General features: G+C 58.8%; 22 protein-coding genes. 12 read left to right on the forward strand and 10 right to left on the reverse strand.

Features of this window, described 5'->3' with window-relative positions:
• Nucleotides 1–29 precede the first annotated feature (29 nt).
• Both AC2D8O_RS04925 and AC2D8O_RS04930 read left to right on the forward strand, forming a co-directional pair.
• Nucleotides 30–1,088 carry a DUF1573 domain-containing protein gene (locus tag AC2D8O_RS04925; RefSeq protein ID WP_484677681.1) on the forward strand — a complete coding sequence of 353 codons (1,059 nt, stop codon included), beginning with the start codon at nt 30–32 and terminating at the stop codon, nt 1,086–1,088.
• A 3-nt stretch (nt 1,089–1,091) separates the two neighbouring features.
• Nucleotides 1,092–1,442: an avidin-fold protein gene (locus AC2D8O_RS04930; RefSeq protein ID WP_484677682.1), complete on the forward strand. Its 351-nt coding sequence runs from the start codon at nt 1,092–1,094 to the stop codon at nt 1,440–1,442.
• Between the two features lie 6 nt (nt 1,443–1,448).
• Here AC2D8O_RS04930 and AC2D8O_RS04935 read toward each other — a convergent pair whose 3' ends face one another.
• Complete coding sequence (locus AC2D8O_RS04935; RefSeq protein WP_484677683.1) at nt 1,449–1,643, reverse strand: hypothetical protein; 195 nt, start codon at nt 1,641–1,643, stop codon at nt 1,449–1,451.
• An 8-nt stretch (nt 1,644–1,651) separates the two neighbouring features.
• Nucleotides 1,652–2,950 carry a site-2 protease family protein gene (locus tag AC2D8O_RS04940; protein ID WP_484677684.1) on the reverse strand — a complete coding sequence of 433 codons (1,299 nt, stop codon included), beginning with the start codon at nt 2,948–2,950 and terminating at the stop codon, nt 1,652–1,654.
• A 104-nt stretch (nt 2,951–3,054) separates the two neighbouring features.
• Between AC2D8O_RS04940 and AC2D8O_RS04945 the strand changes: the two genes are divergently transcribed.
• The 3 genes from AC2D8O_RS04945 to AC2D8O_RS04955 are packed head-to-tail and all read left to right on the forward strand — an operon-like array spanning nt 3,055 to nt 5,939.
• Nucleotides 3,055–4,476 (forward strand): AMP-binding protein, encoded by a 1,422-nt coding sequence (locus AC2D8O_RS04945; RefSeq protein ID WP_484677685.1) that lies wholly within the window; start codon nt 3,055–3,057, stop codon nt 4,474–4,476.
• Nucleotides 4,477–4,536: 60 nt separating this feature from the next.
• Nucleotides 4,537–5,625 carry an Mrp/NBP35 family ATP-binding protein gene (locus tag AC2D8O_RS04950; protein ID WP_484677686.1) on the forward strand — a complete coding sequence of 363 codons (1,089 nt, stop codon included), beginning with the start codon at nt 4,537–4,539 and terminating at the stop codon, nt 5,623–5,625.
• Nucleotides 5,626–5,675: 50 nt separating this feature from the next.
• Nucleotides 5,676–5,939: a NifU family protein gene (locus AC2D8O_RS04955; protein ID WP_484677687.1), complete on the forward strand. Its 264-nt coding sequence runs from the start codon at nt 5,676–5,678 to the stop codon at nt 5,937–5,939.
• Between the two features lie 75 nt (nt 5,940–6,014).
• On the opposite strand, the gene AC2D8O_RS04960 is transcribed toward AC2D8O_RS04955, so the two are convergent.
• From AC2D8O_RS04960 to AC2D8O_RS04975, 4 genes are all read right to left on the reverse strand, one after another.
• Nucleotides 6,015–7,529 carry a GH3 family acyl-acid amido synthetase gene (locus AC2D8O_RS04960; RefSeq protein ID WP_484677688.1) on the reverse strand — a complete coding sequence of 505 codons (1,515 nt, stop codon included), beginning with the start codon at nt 7,527–7,529 and terminating at the stop codon, nt 6,015–6,017.
• Between the two features lie 82 nt (nt 7,530–7,611).
• Nucleotides 7,612–8,802, reverse strand: coding sequence for an NHL repeat-containing protein (locus tag AC2D8O_RS04965; RefSeq protein ID WP_484677689.1), 1,191 nt, complete (start codon nt 8,800–8,802; stop codon nt 7,612–7,614).
• Nucleotides 8,803–9,010: 208 nt separating this feature from the next.
• A complete protein-coding gene (locus AC2D8O_RS04970) occupies nt 9,011–9,205 on the reverse strand; it encodes a hypothetical protein (RefSeq protein WP_484677690.1) in 195 nt (64 codons plus the stop codon).
• 85 nt (nt 9,206–9,290) lie between these two features.
• Complete coding sequence (locus tag AC2D8O_RS04975) at nt 9,291–10,514, reverse strand: IPT/TIG domain-containing protein (RefSeq protein WP_484677691.1); 1,224 nt, start codon at nt 10,512–10,514, stop codon at nt 9,291–9,293.
• 270 nt (nt 10,515–10,784) lie between these two features.
• Between AC2D8O_RS04975 and AC2D8O_RS04980 the strand changes: the two genes are divergently transcribed.
• Nucleotides 10,785–13,298, forward strand: coding sequence for an ABC transporter permease (locus tag AC2D8O_RS04980; RefSeq protein ID WP_484677692.1), 2,514 nt, complete (start codon nt 10,785–10,787; stop codon nt 13,296–13,298).
• Between the two features lie 80 nt (nt 13,299–13,378).
• Here AC2D8O_RS04980 and AC2D8O_RS04985 read toward each other — a convergent pair whose 3' ends face one another.
• Together AC2D8O_RS04985 and AC2D8O_RS04990 are read right to left on the reverse strand one after the other, a co-directional pair.
• A complete protein-coding gene (locus tag AC2D8O_RS04985; protein WP_484677693.1) occupies nt 13,379–14,068 on the reverse strand; it encodes an alpha/beta hydrolase in 690 nt (229 codons plus the stop codon).
• Between the two features lie 40 nt (nt 14,069–14,108).
• Nucleotides 14,109–15,788 carry a M1 family metallopeptidase gene (locus AC2D8O_RS04990; protein WP_484677694.1) on the reverse strand — a complete coding sequence of 560 codons (1,680 nt, stop codon included), beginning with the start codon at nt 15,786–15,788 and terminating at the stop codon, nt 14,109–14,111.
• Between the two features lie 120 nt (nt 15,789–15,908).
• Here AC2D8O_RS04990 and AC2D8O_RS04995 point away from each other — a divergent pair, with 120 nt between their 5' ends.
• From AC2D8O_RS04995 to AC2D8O_RS05005, 3 genes are read left to right on the forward strand one after another with little or no spacing between them, the layout of a single operon-like run.
• Nucleotides 15,909–17,144, forward strand: a complete 1,236-nt coding sequence (locus AC2D8O_RS04995) for a TCR/Tet family MFS transporter (RefSeq protein ID WP_484677695.1) — start codon at nt 15,909–15,911, stop codon at nt 17,142–17,144.
• Nucleotides 17,145–17,201: 57 nt separating this feature from the next.
• A complete protein-coding gene (locus tag AC2D8O_RS05000) occupies nt 17,202–17,780 on the forward strand; it encodes a nuclear transport factor 2 family protein (RefSeq protein ID WP_484677696.1) in 579 nt (192 codons plus the stop codon).
• Between the two features lie 10 nt (nt 17,781–17,790).
• A complete protein-coding gene (locus AC2D8O_RS05005; RefSeq protein WP_484677697.1) occupies nt 17,791–18,642 on the forward strand; it encodes a hypothetical protein in 852 nt (283 codons plus the stop codon).
• On the opposite strand, the gene AC2D8O_RS05010 is transcribed toward AC2D8O_RS05005, so the two are convergent.
• Nucleotides 18,620–18,940 carry a hypothetical protein gene (locus AC2D8O_RS05010; RefSeq protein ID WP_484677698.1) on the reverse strand — a complete coding sequence of 107 codons (321 nt, stop codon included), beginning with the start codon at nt 18,938–18,940 and terminating at the stop codon, nt 18,620–18,622. The genes AC2D8O_RS05005 and AC2D8O_RS05010 overlap by 23 nt on opposite strands.
• Nucleotides 18,941–18,948: 8 nt before the next feature.
• A complete protein-coding gene (locus AC2D8O_RS05015; RefSeq protein ID WP_484677699.1) occupies nt 18,949–19,902 on the reverse strand; it encodes an alpha/beta fold hydrolase in 954 nt (317 codons plus the stop codon).
• Between the two features lie 155 nt (nt 19,903–20,057).
• On the opposite strand from AC2D8O_RS05015, the gene AC2D8O_RS05020 reads away from it, so the two are divergent.
• The 3 genes from AC2D8O_RS05020 to AC2D8O_RS05030 all read left to right on the forward strand — a co-directional run bounded on the left by AC2D8O_RS05020 (nt 20,058) and on the right by AC2D8O_RS05030 (nt 23,895).
• Nucleotides 20,058–22,373: a TonB-dependent receptor gene (locus AC2D8O_RS05020; RefSeq protein ID WP_484677700.1), complete on the forward strand. Its 2,316-nt coding sequence runs from the start codon at nt 20,058–20,060 to the stop codon at nt 22,371–22,373.
• 29 nt (nt 22,374–22,402) lie between these two features.
• Nucleotides 22,403–23,062 carry a hypothetical protein gene (locus AC2D8O_RS05025; protein WP_484677701.1) on the forward strand — a complete coding sequence of 220 codons (660 nt, stop codon included), beginning with the start codon at nt 22,403–22,405 and terminating at the stop codon, nt 23,060–23,062.
• 197 nt (nt 23,063–23,259) lie between these two features.
• On the forward strand, nt 23,260–23,895 hold the full coding sequence (locus tag AC2D8O_RS05030; RefSeq protein ID WP_484677702.1) for an MBL fold metallo-hydrolase: 636 nt from the start codon (nt 23,260–23,262) through the stop codon (nt 23,893–23,895).
• Nucleotides 23,896–23,901: the final 6 nt, after the last annotated feature.

A 23,901-nucleotide genomic window follows, 5' to 3' on the forward strand; every position in this document is an offset into this window, starting at 1 on the left:
CAACAGACATCGAACAGCTCTCCCTCCCGATGCGCAAATGGCTCTTGACCGGAAGTCTGCTGCTGGCGCTGCTGCCGGCACGGGCGCAGTTTCTGGCACACAACCGTACGGTATTTGACCTGGGCGAAGTGGAGACGGGCCGAGTGGTACGTCAGAACCTGACCTTCCGGAACGGAGGGCTGCTGCCGATGCACATTGTGGACGTACTGGCCGATTGCGGTCTGGCAGTAGTGAGTTACCCAAAAGGGCTTATTCAGCCTGCCGAGCGTTTTGTGGTAACCGTAGAGGTGCTGACCGATGGCCGGAGTGGCAAGCTGGTGCGGCAACTGCGTTTGCTTGGCAGCGATGGCCGTAACGGTACCCCCAGCACGGTGGTGGTGGCGCTGGTGCCTCCCAAGCAGAAGCCTGTTGCCTATGCCGATACAATGGGGGCGCTGGCCGCCGAGTGGGTCCGTGAGGTGGCGGGCCCGGTGTCGGAGACAAAGAGCAAAGACCTGACGGTGCGGGTGCAGAACCTATCGAACAAGCCGCTGACGCTGTTGACGCGTGACCTGGCCCAGCAGCCATTCCTGATAGAGCCCGCCAAGTGGATCCTGACCCCAGGTGAACAGACAACATTGACCTTCCGTTACCGCAAGGGAGGCTTAGCCGCACTGCAAACCTATGCTGGCCTTGCCGAGGCGCCATTCGAAGTTCCGCTCTATCTGTACACCGACGAGATGGGTGCCGCTGGCCGCAAACGCTTTGTACTCACTGGTACGTATGTAGCCGCAGCACAGGAAGCTCCCTCGGCCGAACTGTTCATGCAGGACGATGTGTCGCAGAAGGTGGTGGCTGCTGGCCCTGATCTTGTGTATCAGTTTACGCTGCGCAACCGTGGCAAGGAACCCATTCGCGTAAACGAGGTGCTGGCAACCCGTGGCGTGAAAGTGGTGCGTACAATACAGGAAGTGGGCCCGGGCAAGCAGGGCAGCATCACGCTGGCGGTGGCTACGAAAGGCCGAAAGGGCCGCCTGCACCGCACCGTCACTGTGCGGACCTCGGCTGGCGAACAGGTGTTGCACATGCGGGCCCAGATTGGCAGCTGACCCATGCCCATCAGCTATGACGGCCGGGTGTTTGCCGGCGTGGAGAACACCGCCAACGGGCAGGTGAGTGGCGAAACTCGGTTTCATTACCACCAGCAAGGCAATGTGGTATGGGCCGAGTACACTGGCGGCGAAGTGCTGCGGGGCCACCTGATATGCACGGCTGATGCAGAGGGCCGCTTGGACATGCGCTACCACCACGTGACCATAACAGGTGAACTGCGCACAGGCATTTGCCAGAGCGTTCCGGAAGTGTTGCCCGACGGACGCCTGCGGCTGCACGAGCAATGGCGCTGGACCAGCGGAGATGGCAGCGAGGGGTCGTCGGTGGTGGAAGAGCTGCCTCTGTCGTAAAGAACCTCAGGCTCTGAGGGGCCAGGACAGTCGCCAGTCGTTGATGAGGAACTTGTGGGAGTGGTCGAAGGAGACAGGCCCCATTTGCCGGAAGTAGTCCTGATATCGGGCATACAGTGCTGGTTGGGCACTGGCAAAGGCTTCGGCATTCACTTTCTTCAGGAGGAGCCAAGCCTCGAAGGTGTCGGGAAGGGTAGCCATGTGAGGTTTCAGCGGAGGGTGAAGGTGGACTTGGGGTCCAGCGGCTCGGCCGAGATGAAATCGAGTGGGCGGGGCGTGAAACTGAGCAGGAAGATAAGTATGGCCAGCCAGCCGAGCACTTTCTGACGGGAGGTAAGGGGCCGTTCATCGGCAGTGACAGGATGCGCCAGGCCAATGACGCGTACGGCGAGAAAGGCGTAGAAGAGCCACAGCGGATAGGGTTCCTGCGTGCCTGACAGCAGGCTCAACAGCACTTGCAGGCCCATGATACCCAGTCCGGTAAGAAGTATGGGAAGCAGGCGGTAGGTTTGCAGTACGCGGGTAAGAATCCAGAAGAGGAAAGCTGCGTACAGACCTGAAGACATGAGGGCGTAGATGTTGGAGACATTGACCATGCCCAGTCCGCCATAGAAGAGGAGTATCAGCACCGTGAAGCGCGATACCCACCAGGCGCGTTTGGCTCCAAAGAGGCCGTATATAACGTGTCCACCGTCAAGCTGCCCGATGGGCAGGAGGTTCATGGCGGTGAAGAAGAGGGTTAGAAAGCCAGCGAAGAGCCAGGGGTAATGAATGAGCTCAAGGTGGCCGGGCACACGCTCGGGATCGGCTACCCAGTGTTCAAAAGCCCAGAAGAGGGCGTTGTTGCCCACAGTTAGAAAGGCGGTATTGGGTTGGCCAACGCTGTCGCGGCCATAGGTGTCGAGGATTTCCTGCTCGGTGGGGACGTGGCCGAAGTCGGTTTGGTAGCGGGGGTTCATCTGGTAGAGATACTCCCGCGGGGGCAGATGGGTAAAGCCCCAGGTGAGCAGCAGCAGGGAGATGACAAACCCAGCCAGCGGGCCTGCCACGCCAATGTCGAAGAAGATGCGGCGCGAGGGCGGTGTCTGGCGAACCCGGATGACGGCCCCCATGCTGCCAATGTTGAACAGCCCCAGTGATAAACCAGGTATGAGATTGGGGAAAAAGAATGGGATGGCGTAGGGCAGGCTGGCTTTCACTCGGTGAAAGCGTGCAGTGAAATAGTGGCCAAACTCATGTGTGAGTAGAAAGGCCATAAAGGCGCAGGCATACGGGAGGCCCAGGACGATGTCGGCCCATTCGAGCGGCGGCATTCCGTCGGCCGTTGGCTGAAACCAGGAGCGGTTGGTGACGTGCTCTGTGCCAGCAAGACTGGTGGTGAGGAAGGCCAGCAGTGCCAGGAGAATGTGCAGCCAGTAGCGGTCGCGGGCGGGTGGTGTGGAGGCCGCACCGGCAGGCTCTTGATGTGGGTGTGGGTGGGGTTGCAACGGGCTGGGCGTAGGCTCCATCGGGGCAAAATTACTAGCTTTGCAGGTATGCCAAGCCGGGTGCAAAGTACGTGTTGCTGGCTGAGGCACAAGCGATCTTCCTCTCTCTACTTCGATTCTTTTCTATGAACACTGACAGCCGCGACCAGGCGTTGGCCCTGCCCGCCGTGTGGGATGCGCTGTTTCGCCGCCGCGGACCCGAGGCCATTGTGCAATGGGCCAGTGCAGGCGCCGAAGCCCAGACGTTTCGGGAAGTGAATGCCCAAAGCCACTGCTTGGCCGCATATATGCGAAGCAAGGGTCTGCAACTGGGTGATCGCGTGCTGCTGCTGAGTACCAATGGCGGCCTGTACCTGAGTATGGACCTTGCAGTCCAGTTCTGTGGCGCCATTAATGTGACGGTATCTCCCGACTACAGTGCGGCACATCTGGTAGAGATTCTGCGGCAGACGAATCCCCGTTTTGTACTCATTTCGTCTTATGGCCTGTACGAGCAGCACCGCGGCATTTTGGATGCCCATGTAGCCGACTATGGCGTTGAGATGATCTGTCATATCAAACGGGGCGAGGAACTTACCGAGATAGACCGCGTGACCATGCTGCAGAACGCGGTAGACTTTGGCAAAGTGTACTGGCGCGAACAGGCTCAGGACATCAAAGAATCTAAAGAAGCAGTGACACTGGACATTCCCAGCACCATCGTATATGACCGCGATGCTTCGCTGGAGGGCCTGAAAGGTGTTGTGCTAACGCATGGAAATTTTGCTGCGGCCATTGAGGGTATTCGGCAGCGTCTGCCTGAGATTACCGAGAAGGATATTCTGATGAACCCGCTGTCGCCAGCAACGGTGTTGGGGCGGCTGGGGGGCTATTACTTTCCGCTGACTCGCGGCCTTCAGGCGGTACAGGTGCACAACCTGATGGCACTGATGCCGGCCATCAAGCAGTACAAGCCTACATGGGTGGTGGCCGTGCCCAGCATTCTGCGATTCGTAGCCCGACGCGTACAGCAGCGGTTTGTCCAGGGCGGCTTTCTGCGCAGGGGACAGTTTCGCCGTGCATGGGAGCTGGCGCAGCAGGTGGAAGGCACGGGCGCTGTCCCCACCGATTGGCAGAAATTCCGTCGGGGACTCGGTAACCGCTGGGTGTTCAGCCGCATGAAAGCCCAAACGCTGCCTACCCTGAAGGCATTCTTCGCTGACCTGAATGGCTTGGATGCTGACACCGAACTGCTCTTCGATCTGATGGGGGTGCCAGTGATTGCAGGCTTGGGTGCCGCGGAAAGTGCGGGCCCTGCCGCCCTGAATGGCTACGCCGACCGGCAGCGCGGATCGGCCGGCAGCCCCCTCCGTGCAGCAAGAGTACGCATCGCAGCGGTGGAGCATGGGCCTGGGGCTAGCAGCAGCTACGATACCGTAGAGGTGGGTGGCGGCGTAGCCGCCGTGGGGTATTGGGATGCCAATGGCCTGAACGCACGTAAGGGCGACTGGATTCCCACTCCTGTAAAGGCCCGTATGGACAAAGGCATAGTATACCCTGTGCGATAAAGTGAGGAAGACGCCCGCTGGCGCAACTTTCGAGCTTGAGAGGCCGTTTCTGGATACAAGATGAACATTACACGCGAACAGGTAATAGACGCCCTGCGGCAGGTGGAAGAGCCAGATCTGAAGAAGGATCTGGTAACGCTGGGCATGGTGCGCGACCTGGAAATACAGGGCCGACAGGTGAAGTTTACCGTGGTGCTGACTACCCCTGCCTGTCCGCTGAAAGACGCCATCCGCAACGCCTGCATCGTAGCCATTAAGACGCTGGTGAGCCCTGAGGCTGAGGTGGAAGTGAACATGACCGCCAACGTTACGGCCAGCACGGCACCACAGGGCGGTGCACTGCCCGGCGTACGCAACATTGTGGCCGTAGCAAGTGGAAAGGGCGGTGTGGGCAAAAGTACCGTTGCGGCGAACCTGGCAGTAGCATTGGCCCTGAGCGGCAGCCGTGTAGGCCTGCTGGATGCCGACATCTATGGCCCCAGCGTTCCGACCCTCTTTGGCCTGGTGGACGAACAGCCTTACGTGCATGAAGTGAACGGCAAACAGCTGATGGAACCGCTGGTGCGTCATGGCATCAAACTGATGAGCATCGGCTTCATGATAGAGGCTGATAAAAGCATTGTGTGGCGCGGACCTATGGCCAGCAACGCCTTCCGACAACTGGCCGCCGATACCGACTGGGGCGAACTGGACTACCTGATCGTGGACCTGCCACCCGGCACGGGCGACATACACATTACCCTGGCCCAGCAGTTTCCGCTGACGGGCGCTGTGGTGGTGACCACGCCTCAGCAGGTGGCCGTTGCCGATGCCCGCAAAGCCGTAGGCATGTTCCTGGCACCCAATATCAACGTGCCGGTGCTGGGCGTAGTAGAGAACATGGCGTATTTCACGCCGCCCGACCTGCCCGAGCGCAAGTATTACCTGTTTGGACAGGGCGGTGGTCAGCGCATGGCCGAGGAGTTTGGCCTGCCCTTTCTGGGCCAGCTGCCCATAGTGGAAGCCCTGCGCGAAGGCAGCGACTTGGGCGAGCCCGCTGCTATGGACCAGAAAGCCATTCAGGGACAGGCATTTGCAGCGCTGGCGGGTGCAGTCGCACAGCAGGTAAGCATTCTCAACGCTACGCCTAGGCCAGCGCCCCAGGCTTGATTGTACGAAACAGGGAACCCCTGCGTTCTGCAATTGTTTATATTTAGACTATGGATATCACGGTAACCGAAACTACCCGTCTGCACCCGCTTTACCCCCGCGTAGAGGCTGCCTTGGAAACCATCCGAGAGTATCTGCGGACCGACGGTGGCGATGTGCGTGTGCATGGCATCAGCGACAGCAACGTAGTAGAATTGGAGCTGCTGGGCGCCTGCTCCAGTTGTTCCATGAGCGTGATGACCATGAAGGCGGGCATTGAGCAGGCCATACTGAAGTCGGTGCCGGAAGTACAGGAAGTGCGCACGGTGAAGTAACTCTTGCCGCGTTTGATATAACAGCACAGGTAGCCTGAATGAGGCTGCCTGTTTTCGTTTACGGGAAACTGACCATCAGGAGGCGACCCAGGGCGCGAGGGCGTCGGCGGTGGAGCGGTCGTTCTTGAGGCGGGGGAACTTGTTCTGGCCGCCAAGCTTGCCAATGCTCTCCATGTAGGCCCGTGATGCACCTGGCTTCAGCACGGTGATGCAGGCAGGCAGGAGCATGCCGCCGGCACGGAGGTCGTCGTAGTAGGCGTTTTTGAGGCACATCTCGGCGTCGAGGTAGTGGGCGAAACCAGGCAGGTCGGTGGGTGGGGTGTCAAACTCGATGAACCACTCGTGGTAACCAGCCTGTCCGGGCTCGGTGGGAATGAAAGGAGCCACAGTGCACTCGGCCGCCTGAGCGTCGTAGGCCGCGCAGGTGCGGTTGAGCACGGCGTTGACCTCTTCTTCAATCACGTGTTCGCCAAAGGCAGAAAGAAAGTGCTTGGCGCGGCCAGTGACCTTGAGGCGGTGGGGGTTGGTGGAGACGAAACGGACGGTGTCGCCTATGTCGTAGGCCCAGAGGCCGGCATTGCTGCTGAGCACGAGCACATACTGCTGGTTCAGCTGTACCTCCCACAGGGGCAGGCGGCGGGCATTGGGCCGGCCGTATTCTTCCAGCGGGATGAACTCGAAGAAGATGCCATAGTCCAGGCCCACGAGCAGGCCCTCTCCAAATGCGCCATCCTGTACTGCGATAAAGCCCTCGCTGGCGGGGAAGACCTCCACTATCTCAGGCTTGCGGCCCATTGCCTGTTCCATAGCGGTGCGGTAAGGGCCATAGTCTACGCCGCCTTCGACGTATACCTTGAGGTTGGGCCAGAGCTGGGCCGGGGTTTTGCCAGTGGCGGCGGTAGCGGCCTCGAAGAACATGCGCACCCACGGCGGTATGCCGGAGATGAGGCGGAGATCCTGGGTGGCGGTTTCCTGTACGATTGCCTGCACCTTCTGCTCCCAGTCTTCGATGCAGTTGGTGGCATAGGTAGGCACGCGGTTGCGCTGGAGGTAGGCTGGGACGAAGTGCTGCGAGATGCCCGAGAGGCGCCCGACGGCCATGCCAGCCTCGTTGGTTTCGAGGGCGGGGCTGCCGGAAAGGAACATCATCTTGCCGTCAAGGAAGGAGGCATCGCCGGTGCGATGGATGTAGAGGAGCAGGGCATCCTTAGCACCCTTTACCTGACACTGCATGGAAGGCCGTGTGAGGGGGATGTACTTCTTGCCGCTGGTGGTGCCGCTGGTCATGGCGAGGTAGAGGGGTTTGCCCGGCCAGAGAACATCGGGGTTGCCAGCGGCGGCCCGTTCGGCCCAGGGGCGCAGGGCCTCGTAGTCGCGGACGGGGACGGCCTGCTGCCATGCCGCAAGGAGGTCAGGGGCAGTGAGGACATCTGCGAAGCGGTGCTCGGTGCCAAAAGCTGTACTGCGGGCGGTGGAGAGAAGCTGTCGCAGCAGTGCCATCTGGTGGGTGCGCGGGTCGGCGGCCAGGCGGTGAATATGACGGTGGCGGCGCGCGGCGAGCCAGCGGGCGATGGCGGCTTTGAGGGACATAGTGCAAGATGCGAAAAGGGCTGCCAGAAACGCCAGCGCCCCGCTGGTGGGCGGGGCGCTGGGCGTATGGGGGTGGTGGCTGTTACTGGAGGGTATATTTAAACAGGGTAGTGTTTTGTGAACTGGCGACGTAAAGCGTGCGGCCATCTGGGCTGCTAGCCACTCCAATTGGGCCATCGAGGCCGGTAGTGGGGATGGTATACACATACCCGAAGGGATACAGAATCCGCAGGGTGTTGTTCGCCTGATCAACGAGGTATACCAAGCGATTGGCATCGACCGCCAGCTGAGATGGGGAGCCAAAACTTGCCTCCTGGAATTTGCCATCGGTGCTGCCGTAGGTGCCAGTGCCCGCTAGCAGCCGTACGTTATTGCCTTCGATGATACGGATCTGATGTCGGCCCCGGTCGCTGATCAGCAGGGTGTCGCCTCCCAGGTTGAGCATCCCCCAGATTTTGGGGAAGCGCACGTTGTCTTTGCTGCCTGCGCCTGCGATGTCGTTGGTGCCTGCAAACACCGACACCTCACCAGTAGGTGTGACGCGACGAATGATGCCAGAGGTGTATTCGCCTACAAGGTAATCGCCATTGGATGCTATGGCCACAGCCGAAGGGGTGTTAACGCCGGTTAACCCAGTAACCGTTGTTGCCCCCATGCTGAGCCGCACAAGCCGTGCACCCCCTGAACTGGATGCGATGAGATTGCCGCTGGCATCGGCTGTGAGGAAGTAGGAATCGTTGAGGCAGGCTTCTGACACGGTGTTGCTGGTGCCTCTGGTGCCATTACCGGCCACTGTATAGACAGTGCCAGCATTGAGGTCGATGCGGCGTATGGCGTGATTGGCAGCTTCGATTACGAAAAGGTTACTGCCCGACAGTACAAGGCCGGAAGGGGTGTTGTACTTGGCAAGGTGAAGGGGGCCATTGGTAAAGCCTCTACACTCAGCGCCGCCAGAAATAGGCATGCTGCTCCAGGTTTTCACTGCAAACATTCCCATAATGGTGGTTTTGCCATTTGCGGTGAGTTTTACTTGAAGGTTGGTTTTGGGAATATCGGCTGGCAACTGGAATATGAGGGTATCGTTGCGCTTTTCGAGTTCCGTGACGTCGTAGGGGCCAAGTTGTATGATGTTGTCGGCAAGGGCCGATGCAAGACTGCTGCTCTTCAGCATGGCGTAGCTACCCGCAGCGCCTTCCGTGGGGAAAACTTTGTTGTTCGAAGGCGCAGGCGCCTCCTCTGGCTTGGAACAGGAGATGCTACTTGCAATAGCCAAGAACAGTATCAAGTAGTATGGCCTTTTCATGTTGGTAGTTGATGTGGAAACACAAAGAAGAAAAAAAATCTGATTTAGTAAATTAAAATCTTCGTGCTTGTACTTATAGTTGGTTAAACGAGATGCCCAGTTGGTGCAACCAACCGGGATTCTCAGGCTGCTGGACGAGGTAAACCGGATATCCGGTTTGTACTATCTGTAGGACTTGTCAAGTGGGCCAGGTGAGGGTATTGTGGCGTCCGCATGCGAAATGATGCTCGGTGCCAAAAGCTGTACTGCGGGCGGTGGAGAGGAGCTGTCGCAGCAGTGCCATCTGGTGGGTGCGCGGGTCGGCGGCCAGGCGGTGAATATGACGGTGGCGGCGCGCGGCGAGCCAGCGGGCGATGGCGGCTTTGAGGGACATAGTGCAAGATGCGAAAAGGGCTGCCAGAAACGCCAGCGCCCCGCTGGTGGGCGAGGCGCTGTGAAAATTCATGAAGCTGGGAGGGTTATTCCAGGGTGTACTTCAGGATGGTGTGCGCCTGGGTATTCGCAACATAGAGGGTGCGGCCATCGGATGAGGCTGCTACACCAATGGGGCCATCGAGGCCAGTGGTGGGCACAGTATATACGTATCCGAAAGGATAGAGAATGCGCAGGGTGTTGTTGCCTTGGTCTACCAGATACACCAGGCGATTGGCATCGGCTACAAGCTGGCCAGGTTCGGAGAAAGTTGCATCCTGGAATTTGCCGTCAATGCTGCCCGACGAGCCGGTACCCGCCACGAGCCGAACATTGCTGCCTTCGATGACGCGGATTTGACGACGGCCCCGGTCGCTGATGAGCAGGGTATCGCCACCCAGGTTGAGCATTCCCCAGATATCAGGGAAGCGGACATCTGCCTTGGGGCCACTGTTAGCGGTGTTGGTGGTGCCTGCGTAAGTGCTTACTGAGCCCGCAGGGGTGATGCGATGGATGATGCCTGAGCCGTATTCACCCACAAAGTAATCGCCGTTTCCAGCTACTGCTACGGGTGTTGGATTGGTAACCGTGGCGACCTGCGTTGCCGTAGTGGCTCCCGGAGCAAGGCGCAGAATGCGGCCCGTATCATAGCTGGTACCGATGAGGTTGCCTGCACCGTCCATTGCAAGGAAGAAGGGGGTATCGAAACAGGCGCCAGAGGTAGTGGTGCCGGTGCCAGGGTTGCCATTGCCTGCGATGGTGGAAACAGTATTGGCATTGAGGTCGATACGACGTATGGCGTGGTTGTCTGCCTCAATTATGTAAAGATTGGAGCCAGAGAGCACCATGGCTGAGGGCTGTGCGAAAGTAGCGGTAGCGGTAGCGCCATTGTTAAAGCCGCTGGTGTTGACCGTGCCAGACAGCCGGACGCCAACCCATTCTTTAACGTTGTATGTGCCAATGGTATAGTTCTGACCATTGGCCGTAAGCACCACATTGTAAGAGCCTTTGGCAATGCTTGGCGGTAGGCGGAAAATGAGCGTGTCGTTACGCTTTTCCAAAACGGTTGCAGAAGCACTGCCGATTTGCACGGTGTTGCCCGCAAGTGTCGCCGCCAGGTTGGCGCTCTTCAGCATTGCATAGCTGTTGGCGGTACCTTCTGAGGGAACAATGTTTTTATTGGCAACAGGCGCTGGGGTGTCTTCTGTTTTGGAACAGGAAACGATAATGGCAAAAGCCAACAGGATCAGTAAAGAATATGGTTTTTTCATGATAGGATGAAAACAGAGTGCGAACATAAAGTCTGGATTCTTTTCTGCAAAATTTATGGTTGAGGCGGATGGTCATCATTTGGTTAATCAGGTGTAAGTGTTGATACACATTGTGTTGGACTGTTTATGTTCGGCGGCGAACAGACGCTGTACGGATGCGGACAGTATGCCGGAGTGGAGAGTATCTCAGCGGTAGCAAGAAGGTAGAAATTGGACATTGGCAGGGTCTTTGGGGAAGGCGCTCCAACTCACTCTAAGCACGAAACCCCGATGTGGAAGAATTACCTTTTGGTTGGGCTGCGCAGCATGTGGCGCAATCGGCTGTATACGGCCATCAATGCAACTGGCCTGGCGCTGGGTATGGCGTGTTGTCTGCTGCTGTGCCTGTATGTGCAGCACGAGTACAGCTACGAGAACTTTCAGCAGTATGGTGATCGGTTGTATCGAATAGACGGGCGGGTGTTTTTCTACGACGACATCAACAGCAAAGCCAATGGTATAGAAGTGCCAGCAGGGGGCAGCATATCGCGGCGGTCGGCGTACCAGCCGATGCCACTCGGGCCAGAACTGGGGCGTAGTGCGCCCGCCGTAGAGCGGTTTGCGCGCGTGAGCAGTTCCAGCGCTACAGTGAGGAGGAATGGAGATGCATTCAAGAGCCGTGTGACGTACACGGACTCAAGCTTCTTTCAGATGTTCAGCTTCCGTATGCTGGCTGGGCAACCCGAGCAGATGCTGCGGGCACAGTATGATGCTGTTTTGACAGAAGCCGCAGCCGAGAAGTACTTCGGTACGGTGCAAGGGGCGATGGGCCAGACGCTGGTACTGGATCTATTTGGCGTTCGGAAGGAGTTTGTGGTGGCGGGCGTGGTGGAAAACCGGCCAGCCAACACCGATATGCGCTACAACGACATCATCATCAGGATAGACAATACTTCGTCGTATGCAGAGGGGGAAGACCAATGGAGCTGGTCATCTACGCCCTGTTTTGTGATGCTGCACAAAGGGGCAACGCTTGAGCAGTTGAATACCCAACTGGCGCAGATAGTGCAGGAGAAAATCGTAAAACCAGAACAGGAGAGGGCCAAAGCGGAAGGGAAACCCATTGATACCAAGAAGCGGTTTCAGTATGAAGGTACATCGTTGAAAGCCATGCACCTGGACGGTGAAGTGCAATGGGGCAATTCGGGCGATCCGCTATATGTAAAAGTGCTGGCTGGCATAGCCGTTCTGGTGCTGCTGCTGGCAAGCATCAACTACGTGGTGCTGGCGCTGAGCCGTATGCTGTCGCGGGGCAAGGAAGTGGGGATCCGCGTAGCAGTAGGCGCCGGACGTGGCCAGGTTTTCTGGCAGTTTCTCTCGGAAACCTTTGTGCTGACAGGCAGTGCACTTCTGCTGTCGCTGGTGCTGGTATCGGTTGCGCTGCCATACTTCAACGAACTTGCAGGGCGGCAACTGTCGTTCCGGCCGTTTGAGCACCTGTGGCTGCTGGGGGCCATTCTGGGGCTGCTGGTAGTGGTTTCGGTGCTGGCGGGCGGTTACCCTGCGTGGTATGTGTCGCGCTTCAAGACTGGCAATATTCTGAAAGGGCGGGCCACCAGCCGTGTCCAGCCGGGCAGCATCCGTGCGCTGGTGCTGGTGCAGTTGTCGCTGTCGGTGTTTCTGATTTCCTGCGCCGTCATTCTCTTCGAGCAGATGGACTACGTGCTGAACAAAGACCTGGGTTATAATGCGGATCAGGTGGTAGTGGTAGAGCTACAGTCATTCAAGCCCAAGTTCACGATGACGGTAGATGAGAACAAAGCGGCTTACGAACACCCCACTCTGGCCCGTATGCGTGCCATGATGGACCGCTATCCGGCAGTGGAGGCGGTTGCGGGCACAAGCATTTCCTTTGGGCAGGGCTGGAGTCGTTACGCCACCGAGGTGGACTCGCTGCCAGGGCGGCAGATCAGTCACGTGGTCTACAGAGTAGACCCCCACTATGTGCCAACGCTGGGCCTGAAAGTGATAGCTGGCCGCAACTTCCATCCGACTGCGCAGGCCGACCAGCAGGGCGTCATCCTGAACGAGGCAGCGGTAAAGGCGCTGGGCTGGACCCCCGAAGAGGCAGTAGGCCGCCCGCTGAACTGGATAGGCAACAAAGACCGCCTGTCGCCCATTGTTGGGGTAGTGGCCGATTACCATTTTCAGTCGCTGACGGCGAAAATAGAACCGATGCTGCTGCACCAGGAAACCGGGCTGGACCAACTGAACACGGCACTGGTGCGGCTGAAAGCAGGCCAAACGGCCGCTGGCCTGGAGCAGGTGCAGGCGATGTACAAAGCTGCCGCTCCGGGCGAGCCGCTGGACATCCGTTTCCTGAACCAGGACCTGCAGAACCAGTACGAAGAGCAGTTGCGGTGGCGTGCGCTGCTGGGTAGCGCTACCCTGTTGGCTACCCTGATAGCCGTGCTGGGTGTGTTTGGGTTGGCCAGCGTGAACGCCGCCAATCGGGTGCGCGAGATAGGCATACGCAAAGTGCTGGGCGCCAGTGTGCGGCAGATTGTGCTGCTGCTGAACCGCGAACTGGTGATGATTGTGCTGGTGGCGCTGGTGCTGGCCGTGCCGCTGTCGTATTACCTGATGCAGAGCTGGCTGGAGACGTTCCAGTACCGGATAGAGCCGGGCTGGCGGCAGGCGCTGGAGATAGCTGGCGTGGCGCTGCTGGTGGCAGTGGTGGGCGTGGGCTACCAGTCGGTGCGGGCGGGGATGAGCAACCCGGCCGACAGCATCCGGGCCGAGTAAGACAGAACAGTTGGAAGCCTGTTAAGGAGAACAGGCACCCGCGGGGGTGCCTGTTTGTGTTTTGGGGGCGGGGCTGCGGCTCAGAGATGGTTGAGCACGCGGGCTGAGCCCTCGACGCGGAGGAGGTGCACCAGGTGCTTGAGGGCGTCTTCGGGGATGGTGTGGCCGCCGGTGTAGCGGAGGACTTCGTGGGGGATGCCCGCTTTGTCGAGGCGGTCTTTCTGCTCGGCGAAGCGCTCGGGCGTGACGTACTCGTCTTCGCTGCCGACACAGAGGAAAAGGCCACGGTCTCGGAACCGCTCGGGGTGGTCGTACTCGATGGGAATGGCGCCGCCCCAGAGGATGAGGTTGTCGAAGGGGATGTCGTGTGCCATGGCCCAGCGCCAGGCGGTGGCGGTTCCCTGCGAGAAACCCAGGACCTGCACGCGGGGGCGGAGGTCTGCCAGTTCCAACATCACGCGTTGATAGACGGCGTTGAGGTAGGTCGCTTGGTCAGCGATTTCAAGGTGGCGGTCTTCGCGGGTCATCCAGCTGGCGCCTACGCGCTCATAGCGGCCATCAAGGTAGAAGCGCGAAAGCCCCTCGGGGGCGACGATGAGACGCTTGCCCGACTCGACGATGGGCTGGAAGTGGCGGATGAAATACTGCGCCAGCTGGCCATAGCCATGCAGGACGAACCAGATTTCCTCCAGCTCCTCGGAAACACGGCCGAGGGTATAGTAGCGTGCGGTGCGTTCTACCGGGATGTGCTGTACGTTCAGGGTGTCCATGCGGCCTCCGTAGATGTGCTGATATGCTGGAAGTTAGACATTATTTGTTGGAGCCCGAATCGTCGCGGAAGCGAACGTAGGTGGAAGAGGGGTCGGGCCGCAGACCACTGGGGTTCACCTTGAAGGAGAAAACGGTGGGTGTGCGGGTGATCAGGCGGCGGAAGCGGTCTTCGCCGATGAGGAGGTCAATGTTGAGCTCGAAGTCGGGCTCAGGCGTGTCCCAGTGAAGGGTTGCTTCATAGGTGCCAGGGCCCGTGTTGCGGACATTGGAGAGTACAAGTGCAGGAGGCAGGCTGTAGTTGAGGTAGGTGTTGAAGAAGGGGCGGAGGTTTTGGCCGAAGTGCTGGCTGATGAAGTCTACCACCTCGGTGGTGTTGGTCTGTCGAAGGCCAAAGCGTTTGTTCATTTCGAGGAAGAGAGTGCTCCAACGGGCTTCGTCCTTCAGGTGGTTGCGAAGGGTGTGTAGCATCCAGGCGCCTTTGTAGTACATGTCAGCACCTTCCCAATTGTTGAAATTGACGTTGCTGGGACCCTGTATGGCATCGTCGTTGAGAATCATTCGGCGGCGGCGCAGCAGGTATTTAACGGAGGAGTCGTAGCCATTGAGGCACTCCTCATACAGCATTTCGAGGTAAGTGGTAAAGGATTCGTGGATCCACATGTCGCCGTGATCCGCCATGGAGATGTTGTTTCCGAACCACTCATGGCCGGTTTCATGGACGATGATGAAATCCCAGCCATTGTCGTAGTTCTGGGGGTCAGTGCCATATCCGTTTCCATAGGCCACGGCTCCCTGGTGTTCCATACCCCAGTAGGGGGTTTCTACGAGGGTATAGCCATCGCGGAAGAAGGGATATTTACCTACCCACTTCTCATAGCAGGCCATCATGGGTGGCACTTCTTTGTGGAAGTGGGCACGGGCACGGGCTTCGTTGACCTTGAGGGGGAAGTAACGGACGGGCAATACAGAGCCATCGGAATAGACGACTGAGTCGGAGAGAAAGGCGTAGTTGCCAATGTTGACCGTGACGTTGTAGGAATTGATGGGATAGGTGACGGCCCAGTGCCAGGTGGTGGTGCCATCGGCATTGGTGGTTTTACCCCGCGGCTGACCGTTGCCAATGGCCGAGAGGGATGCCGGTATGGTGTAGTGTAGGCTGACGCTGTCGGGTTCGTCGGAGAGGTGGTCTTTAAGAGGCCACCATGCACTGGCACCAAGGCCTTCGCAGGCTACGCCTACCCAAGGGGTGCCGTCTGGGCTTTTCTTCCAAACAAAGCCGCCATCCCAGGGGGCGTTACGGGCCACTTGGGGAATGCCGCGGTAGGCAATGCGGATACGTTCGGTTTTGCCGGGGTGGGGCTTCAGAGTAATGAAGAGGGCATTGCCAAAGCGGCGCCATTTGAGTGGTTTGCCTTTGGCATCGGTGATGGCGTCGACGGTGTAGCGAGCGAAGAGGTCGATCTGGATTTCAGGGTTGGTGCCTGTCCAGCGGAAGGTGATGTCATTGTGGCCGCTGATGCTCTGCTGGGCGAGGTTGAAAGTGAGGTGAAGATCGTAGTGGAGAACGTCGAAGGTGGTGCGTGCATGGCTGAGGGCGCCCCGCAGTGTGTCGGCTGCGGTGAAAGGCCCGCGCCCGCGCATGATGTCGTTGGAGGGCGTCTGTGCCAGAAGGGCCAGCGGCAGGACGGCTGCGAACAGGAGAGCAGAGAAGCGCTTCATGGAGTGAAGAAAGCAAGAAAGCGGGCACGCTGTTCAGAGGGATTTGCAGAAAGTGTTAAAGTATGGAGGTCTGGCTGAAACTGCGTCCAGCGCATGGCGGGGAAGTCGCTAATATTGGGGATGTCCAAGTCAAGAAACGCCAGCATGGCGTTCATCTTCATCACGATATTGCTGGAGGCCATGGGGGTAGGCCTCATTATTCCGGTTCTGCCGAAGCTGGTGGCACAGTTTACCTCGGGTTTGGGTGGCGAGGAAGCCAGCCGGATGTACGGGTATCTGATAGCGCTGTACGCGCTGATGATTTTTCTGTTCTCGCCGCTGCTGGGTGCGCTGTCTGACCGCTATGGGCGGCGACCGGTGCTGCTGGTGAGTCTGTTGGGCCAGGGGTTGGACTACCTGCTGCTGGCCGTTGCGCCCGACCTGTGGTGGTTTGCGGTGGGGCGTATCATCGCGGGCATCTGTGGGGCCAGCTTCACGACGGCCCAGGCATATGTGGCCGATGTGAGCACTCCCGAGAACCGGGCGGCCTCTTTCGGACTGGTGAGTGCGGCGTTTGGGGTGGGATTCATCCTGGGTCCTGCGCTGGGGGGGCTGCTGGGCCAACTTGGGCTGCGGGCACCGTTCTATGCAGCGGCCTGTCTGGCGCTGGTGAACACACTATATGGCCTGCTGGTGCTGCCAGAATCACTGGCAAAAGAAAAGCGGCGGCCCATTGACCTGCGCGAGTGTAATCCGCTCGGGGCTTTTCTGAAATTGAGCCGTTTTCCAGCCATTCTTGGACTGGTGGGGGTGTTTGCACTCATCAACCTGTCGGGGCAGGTGATGCCCAGTACGTGGGTGCTGTTTACAGAAAAGCGGTTTCAATGGTCTGAGTTGGACAACGGCCTGTCGCTGGCGTGTATCGGGCTGCTGATAGGTCTGGTGCAGGGTTTTCTCACACGCAGAATCATTGGAATGTTCGGCGAGCGGCGGGCGCTGCTCTGGGGTCTGGTGCTGATGATGCTGACACTGGTGGCCAATGCCGTGGTGCCTTATGGCTGGCTGCTGTTGATCTTTATGGCTCCTTATGCGCTGGGAGGCGTTGCCACACCCGCATTGCAGGCCATGATGACGACCCGCGTAGATGAGCGCGAGCAGGGGCTGCTGCAGGGGGCGCTGACGGGCGTGCTGAGCATCGCCGCGTTTGTGGGACCATTGATGTATACCCAGACTTTCGCCTGGTATACGGCGGGGAACGGGCGGCCCGTAGTACCGGGGGCTGCGTTTCTGCTGGCCGCCGTGGTAATGTTTTGCGCACTGGCGCTGGGAGTACGGGTGCTGGGGCGCGGTTTTACAGGTGCACAACCGACAGAATAGCGATTAACCTTTTTTATATGCAATCGCTGTAGATTGAGGTACTTAATTCGCCCTCGCATGAAGGTCTGTCTGTTGCTGCTGGTGGTGGGAATGCTGGCCGGGTGCCAGCAGGTGCCCCGTCCCCCAGCGCGTTCCTATTCTCCGGTTTCTTCTTCCCCTTCTGCCATGCCTGCCGAACTCCAGGACCGTCTCGCCATTGTGGACGTTGTGACTCAAATGGCCAACCGTGCTGACAGCCGCGATTGGGCTGCCTGCGAAGCGCTGTTTGCTCCCGAAGTGCGGGTAGACTACGCGAGCCTGAACGGCAATCCAGCGGCTACTGTGAAGGCCGCCGACCTGATGGCCGGCTGGAAGCAGGTGTTGCCTGGTTTTCAGGCCACACAACACATGGTGACAAACCTTGAAGTGACGCTCACCGGGGCAGATGCCGCCGTCTGTACCAGCTATGTACAGGCAGTACATTTACTGCCCAATGAGTTTGGCGCACCGGTATGGACGGTAATGGGCCGCTATCGGCATGAGCTGGTGCGGGAGAAAGGACAATGGCGTATAGTGGGGCTGACCTTTGTGCTTCTGCACCAGACGGGCAATTTACAACTGCCTGCGCTGGCGCGCGAACGCGTAGCCAAAGGTTAGTTTATCATACATGTCGCCTTACTCTCTTCTACTTTTTTTTCTGTTGCTGAGCCCTGCAACGGACAGTCTGGGCCAGACCACCACGGTTGCAGAACTCATCGCCAGCGAACGGGCGTTTGCCCGCATGGCCACTACTGCCACTACCAAACGGGCATTTCAGGAGTGGTTGGCCGAGCGCAGTGTGGTGTTTCGGCCAGGACCAGTAAATGGGCAGCAGGCTGTAGGAGGCGATCCGGATTCTACCCCTGTGCGGCTGGAATGGTACCCGGCGTGGGTGGGGATGTCTTCGGGTGGCGACATGGGTTTCTCAACAGGGCCGTGGCGCAGTGTGCGCAAGCGCGACAACCTGCCTCTCGGCGACGGTGTTTTTTTCTCCATCTGGCAGCGGCAGGCAGGGGGCCAACTGAAAGTAGTAGTCGACCATGGTTGGCTGCGGAATGTAAAGCCAGAATGGACACCTGATGCGGCTCCGGCAGTAGAGCAGGTGCCTGCGTCTATTCGGGGAGGAACGCTGGCTGAACTGATGCAGGCCGACTCGCTGCTGAATCTTGCAGTGCGCGAAAAAGGGCTGCCCGCCTATGGCAGAGACATGGAAGTGCCGGCCGCTGTGGCTGGGACCTGGCACGCAGATACGGCCAACCTTAAGCCGGTAGCGGCCTTCCACTGCCAGGGCGGTGGCGTTTCAATCGCTGGCGACCTAGGCTATACCTATGGTGAACAGATGTACACCGAGGGGCAGCAGCCCGGTATCTTGGTGATGAAAGGGAAACGGGCAAAAAAAGTACAATACCTGCGAGTGTGGCTGCGGAGCAATGACCAGTGGGTGCTGCGTTACGACGTCAGTGTGCCGGAGGCGGAGTAGGGTCGTCGCTGTAACGGCGGCGCCAGTACAGGCGCTTCTTCTCGCGCTCAAGGAAAAGCGATGCAAGTTCTTGAACAACCGCCTCTTTTGAGGGCAGACGCAGCGCAGCATGAAAGGCAGGCTCGGGTATGTCCAGCCTGTAGCAGAGCTGAGCCAGCCGCTCGGGGGTTTCGCTGAGAAACCGATGGAGTGCCTGTTCCAGTTGCGCAAGCACTTCCCGTGAGCCAGCAACTGGCAGTTCCAGTTGGGTGAGCAGGCTGGCTGCCGCCTCTTGGGAATCAGTTTCAGGGGAGGCCATGAGCCGTGTCAGTTCTGGAGGAACTCGATAATTGCTTTGTCGCGGGCGGGGGCGGTGTCGAAGATGCAGCCGTAGTGGTCCAGATCAGGCAGGCGAAGGAGTTGCGAGTAGGGCAGTTCGGCCTGCATACGTGCCAGTGAGGGCTCTGGCAGAATCTGGTCGCCCGGCTGAAGATTGTCGGCTTCGGCGCGAATGATGAGAGTAGGAGCTTTGACAGCGGCGTAGGGAACGGAACTGGTGAGGGCCGCCCGGGTAGAGCGGCGGCCAAACCAGTCGAAAATCAGGCGCTGTGGGCTGAGGGAGCCCCCCATGCCCTGCAGTTCTTCTTCTACCACGCGTACCGGGATGTTGCAGCGGACACCGCCACGGGGTGCGGCCTCTATTTCATACCGGTAGTAGGCCTCCAGCGGAGCGCCCCATCGGCTGGTTGGGTTTGCGGCCTGTCGGGCGGCAAGGTAGTCGTCGGTGCTGCGGTAGACCTGGCCCAGGCGGGAGAGTGCAGGTTGTAGGGCGCCGAAAATCTTGCTGGTGTGGTATAGGTCGGGAATGCCCCCGCCGTCTACCAGAACGATTTTCTGCACAGCTGGGGCAAAGCCCGCCGCGAGGAAAAGTGATACGAGCGCGCCGAGGGAATGGCCGATGACATGCGCGGGTTTGAGTTGCAGGCGGCTCCAGATTTCGAAAACATCGGCGGCATGTACCTCTAGTCCATAGCCGGAGGTAGGCTTGTCGGAGCGGCCGCGGCCACGGAGGTCCAGCCCCCAGACATCGAAGCCCGCAGCCTGCAACTGTGGGGCGATGACACCCCATGCCAGATGATTGGAGGTAAGGCCATGCAGGAGTAGCACGGGTGGGCCGTCGCCGGGCCAGTGGCCCAGCCCAAACCGGAGGCCACGGGCCTGTAGGTCGGTCTGGCGATAGGGTGCCAGTTTGGGTGCGGCGGGTGCCAGCAGTTCGCTCATTGCTGAATGTTTGTTTGCACAACAAGATAAAAACATTGCGCGAATGGGGATGTTAAAACCGCAACGGTGTTGCAAGAGAGGAGATGCTGCGTATATTTGCAATCGTGTTGCAAAAGCTAGTCGTCGCCTCATGTGCCCTTCTGCTTGTCTTTCCCATGCGTGGTGTATGGGCACAGGGTAATGTGGCTTGTACTGGGGTATTTCAGGGCACAGTAGAAGACAGTCTGTCGGGCGAAGTGCTGGAGAATGTCTCGGTTATGCTGATGCAGAATGGGAAAGCAGTAACAGGCGGCTATTCGCAGGCCAACGGCTTCCGGCTCGAAGGTATCTGCCCCGGCAACTATATCGTCCAAGTCTCGTTTCCGGGTATGGAGCCACGAAAAGTGGAAATACGGGTGCGTGCAGGCGGCACTGTACAAATGGCGTTTCGCCTGAAGCCAGGCAGTTTGGGCACCGACGTAGACATCATCGGTTACAGGCCCGACCAGCGGGTGCTTGCGTCGCAGAGCATCAGCAGGCTATCGAGTGTAGAGATTGCGCGGTCGCGGGGTCTTACACTGGGAGATGCCTTGCGTCAGATGCCCGGGGTCTATGCCTTGCAAACCGGCCCCACCATTTTCAAACCGGTAGTTCGAGGGCTTACGGGCAATCGTGTGCTGGTGATGGCCAACGGTGTGCGGCTGGAAGGGCAACAGTGGGGTAACGAACATGCTCCGGAAGTGGACCCTTCACTGGCAACCGACATACAGGTAGTGAAAGGTGCCAGCAGCGTGCTATACGGCTCGGATGCCATAGGTGGCGTAGTGCTGCTGGACCCGCCGTCGCTGCTGGATGTACAGAAACTGGGCGGTGAGGTGCAATTGGGCACTTACACCAATGGAGGAGGTGCTACGGCGCACCTGAGGTTGGAAAATGCCGCGGGTGAACATTGGCGCTGGCGGGTGGCTGGCAGTGGCAAATATGCAGGTACGGTGGGTGCTCCCAACTATTTTCTCACCAACACCGGCTACAGGGAGTACAACTATCATGCAGGCTTAGGCTATCGCCGCGATAAGTGGAATCTGGAGCTAAGCTGGAACGAGTTTAGGGCACGGGTAGGTATCTACACGGGCGCCTCGGTGGGCAATCTGGCCGACCTGGCGGCCGCTACCCAGCGGGCCGCGCCCCTTTCACAGGGCAGTTTCTCCTACGATATAGGCAGGCCCTATCAGGACGTACTGCACCGGACTGGCCGCCTGAAGTATTTCCAGCAACTGGGCGAGAATACTGAGCTGACCGTCAGCTACGCTTACCAGCAGAACGAACGCAGCGAGTACGACTTTCTTTCCATAACGCGAGGAGACCGCCCCGAGCTGTTTCTTTCGCTTCAGACACATGGAGTGGATGCCCGGATGACTCAAACACTCAAAGCGCTGCGCTATGATGCGGGGGTGTCTCTTCAGACGCAGGGGAACATCCGCGAGGAGCTCTTCATCATCCCGAATTTTCGCAGCTACTCGGCAGGTGCGTTTGTTATTGGGTATACCTCTCTGAGCGAACGCTGGAATTTAGAAGCGGGGTTTCGGTACGACTGGAAGTGGTTGCAGGCTTATATCCGCGACCCGTTGACACAGGCCGTACTGGATCCGCTGGATACCTGGAGCAACGTAACCGGGACTGTGGGTGTGCGTGGCGAACTGGGCAACCACTGGCAGGTAAAGCTGAACCTGGGCAAAGCCTGGAGGGCGCCGAATGTATCGGAGCTCTATGCGCGCGGTACGCATCAGGGTGCGGCGTCGTTTGAACGAGGCTTGCGGGTGCAAAAGGCAGACTTCTACAGGCTGGATGAAAGCCGGCGGGTGCGCACCGAAGATGCCTACAGCGCTACGGCCACCATCAGCTATGTGGGGCATGGAATAAGCCTGACGGTAGAGCCCTACATCAATTATATCACTGGCTTTGTGTACCAACAGGCCGACAGCCTGGTACAGAACCTGCGCGGGGCCCAACTGGCCTTCAACTATAACCAGACGGATGCTTTGCTGTTGGGCGTAGAGATGCAGGTAGATGCCAGCCTCACGCCTGCACTTTCGGCACAGGCCAAAGGCAGCTGGATTCAGGCCCGCGATGTGCAGAGTAACGAGGCCCTGCCCTTTCTGCCGCCTGCACGATTGCAGACGGAAGTGCGATACAGTTTCAAGCCCGCAGGGCGCTGGAGTGGGCTGTCGCTAGCCCTGACCCATCTGGCTGTGGCACGGCAGCAGGATGTGCCACAGCGCTTTGATTTCGCAAATCCCCCAGCAGGATATGGCCTCCTGGGTATGGAAGCCGGCGGGACCGTCAGGATTGGCCGCCAACCAGTGGAGCTGCTGCTGACACTGACCAACGGCTTGAACCACACTTATCGCGAATACCTGGACCGCTTCCGGTATTTCGCCGACGCGCCAGGCCGCAACCTGATGTTCAGGGTACGGCTGCCGTTAACGCTTTGATTATTCCTATCCACACTTCGTTACTTACTATGTTTACCAAGAAGCTATTCCTGTGGGGCCTGGTAGCCCTTTCGGTTGGACTCACCAGCTGCAAAGAGAACGACCCAGAACCTACAATCGAAGAAGAAACCATCACACGTGTGGTGGTAAGGCTGACTCCCCAGGGTGGTGGCACCACGCAGACTGTGACCTGGTCGGAAGTTGCGATAGCGCCATTGGCCAGTGCGGGTTCCAGTGTCGGCGCGGCAGCCATTACAGGCAGCTTCAACCTGACGGCTGGGGTTACCTACAATGGTACCATCGAGTTCTGGAACGATGAGGAGAGCCCTGCCGAGAACGTGACCGAAGAGATCGAAGAACTGGCACAGGCGCACTTGATTTTCTACCAGCCGCTCCCCTGCAACGGTACGCCAGTAATCCCCGGCGTGAACTGCTCCAGTGGTACTCCGCTGAACCTGACGATCAACGTGACGGATACCGACGGCGGCTCGCCTGCACGTCCATTGGGCTTGCAGTTTACAGCTACCGCAGGTGCGGCATCCACCGGCTCTATCCGTGTTGTGCTGCGTCACCAGCCTGATGGCAAGGATGGGACCTTCGCACCCGGCTCAACTGACTTCGACAGCGACGAGACGAGCTTCCCGGTGACCATCAGTGCGCCTGCGCCCACTGCTGTAGCAGGCAATTAACCGCTCAGGCTGTTAAAATTTTTTAATAAGCTGAAACAAACCAAGCAGCTCACCCGTATAAAGATTGATTCATGAACTGACCCTGCCCCTGGACAAGGCTGGGATCGAATCAGTAGTGAATTTTCTCATTGGACGGCCCTGGGAGTGGACACCCAGGGCTATTTTTTGCCCGTAACTTGCCGCACACACAATAGTATATGCAGGTTATCACGCGGACGTACAATCCTTTCTCAGAGAATACCTATCTGATTGGCGATGACGCAGGACAGTGTGCCATAGTCGACCCAGGGTGCTGCACTCCCGCCGAGCAATCGGATCTGAAGCGAACAATGGAGGAGCTGGGCTGGACGCCAGTGCGCCTGTTGCTGACGCACGCACATATAGACCATGTGATGGGCTGCGCTTTTGTGCACCGCACGTGGGGTCTGTTGCCCGAGCTGCACCGCGATGAACTGCCGTTGCTGCGCAATCTGCCCAACCAAAGCATGATGTTTGGGATACCAGCCGAGGCCAGCCCCGAGCCTGTGGCGTTTCTGCAACCCGGCACGACAATACAGGTGGGCGCGCTGGAACTTGAGATTCTTTACACCCCCGGCCATTCGCCAGCCAGCGTGTGCTTTTATCACCGGGCCTCGCAGCAGGTAATCGCAGGCGACGTGCTGTTTGCTGGCTCCATCGGCCGCACCGACTTGCCGGGTGGAAGCCTGGAGGTGCTGATGCGCAGCATCTACACTGAACTATTGCCATTGGGCGATGACGTGCGGGTGTACCCTGGCCACGGCCCCAGCACCACGATAGGGCAGGAGAAGCGGCAGAACCCCTTCCTGCGCTGAGGCCAC

Source organism: Pontibacter sp. T17 (genome assembly GCF_057219875.1).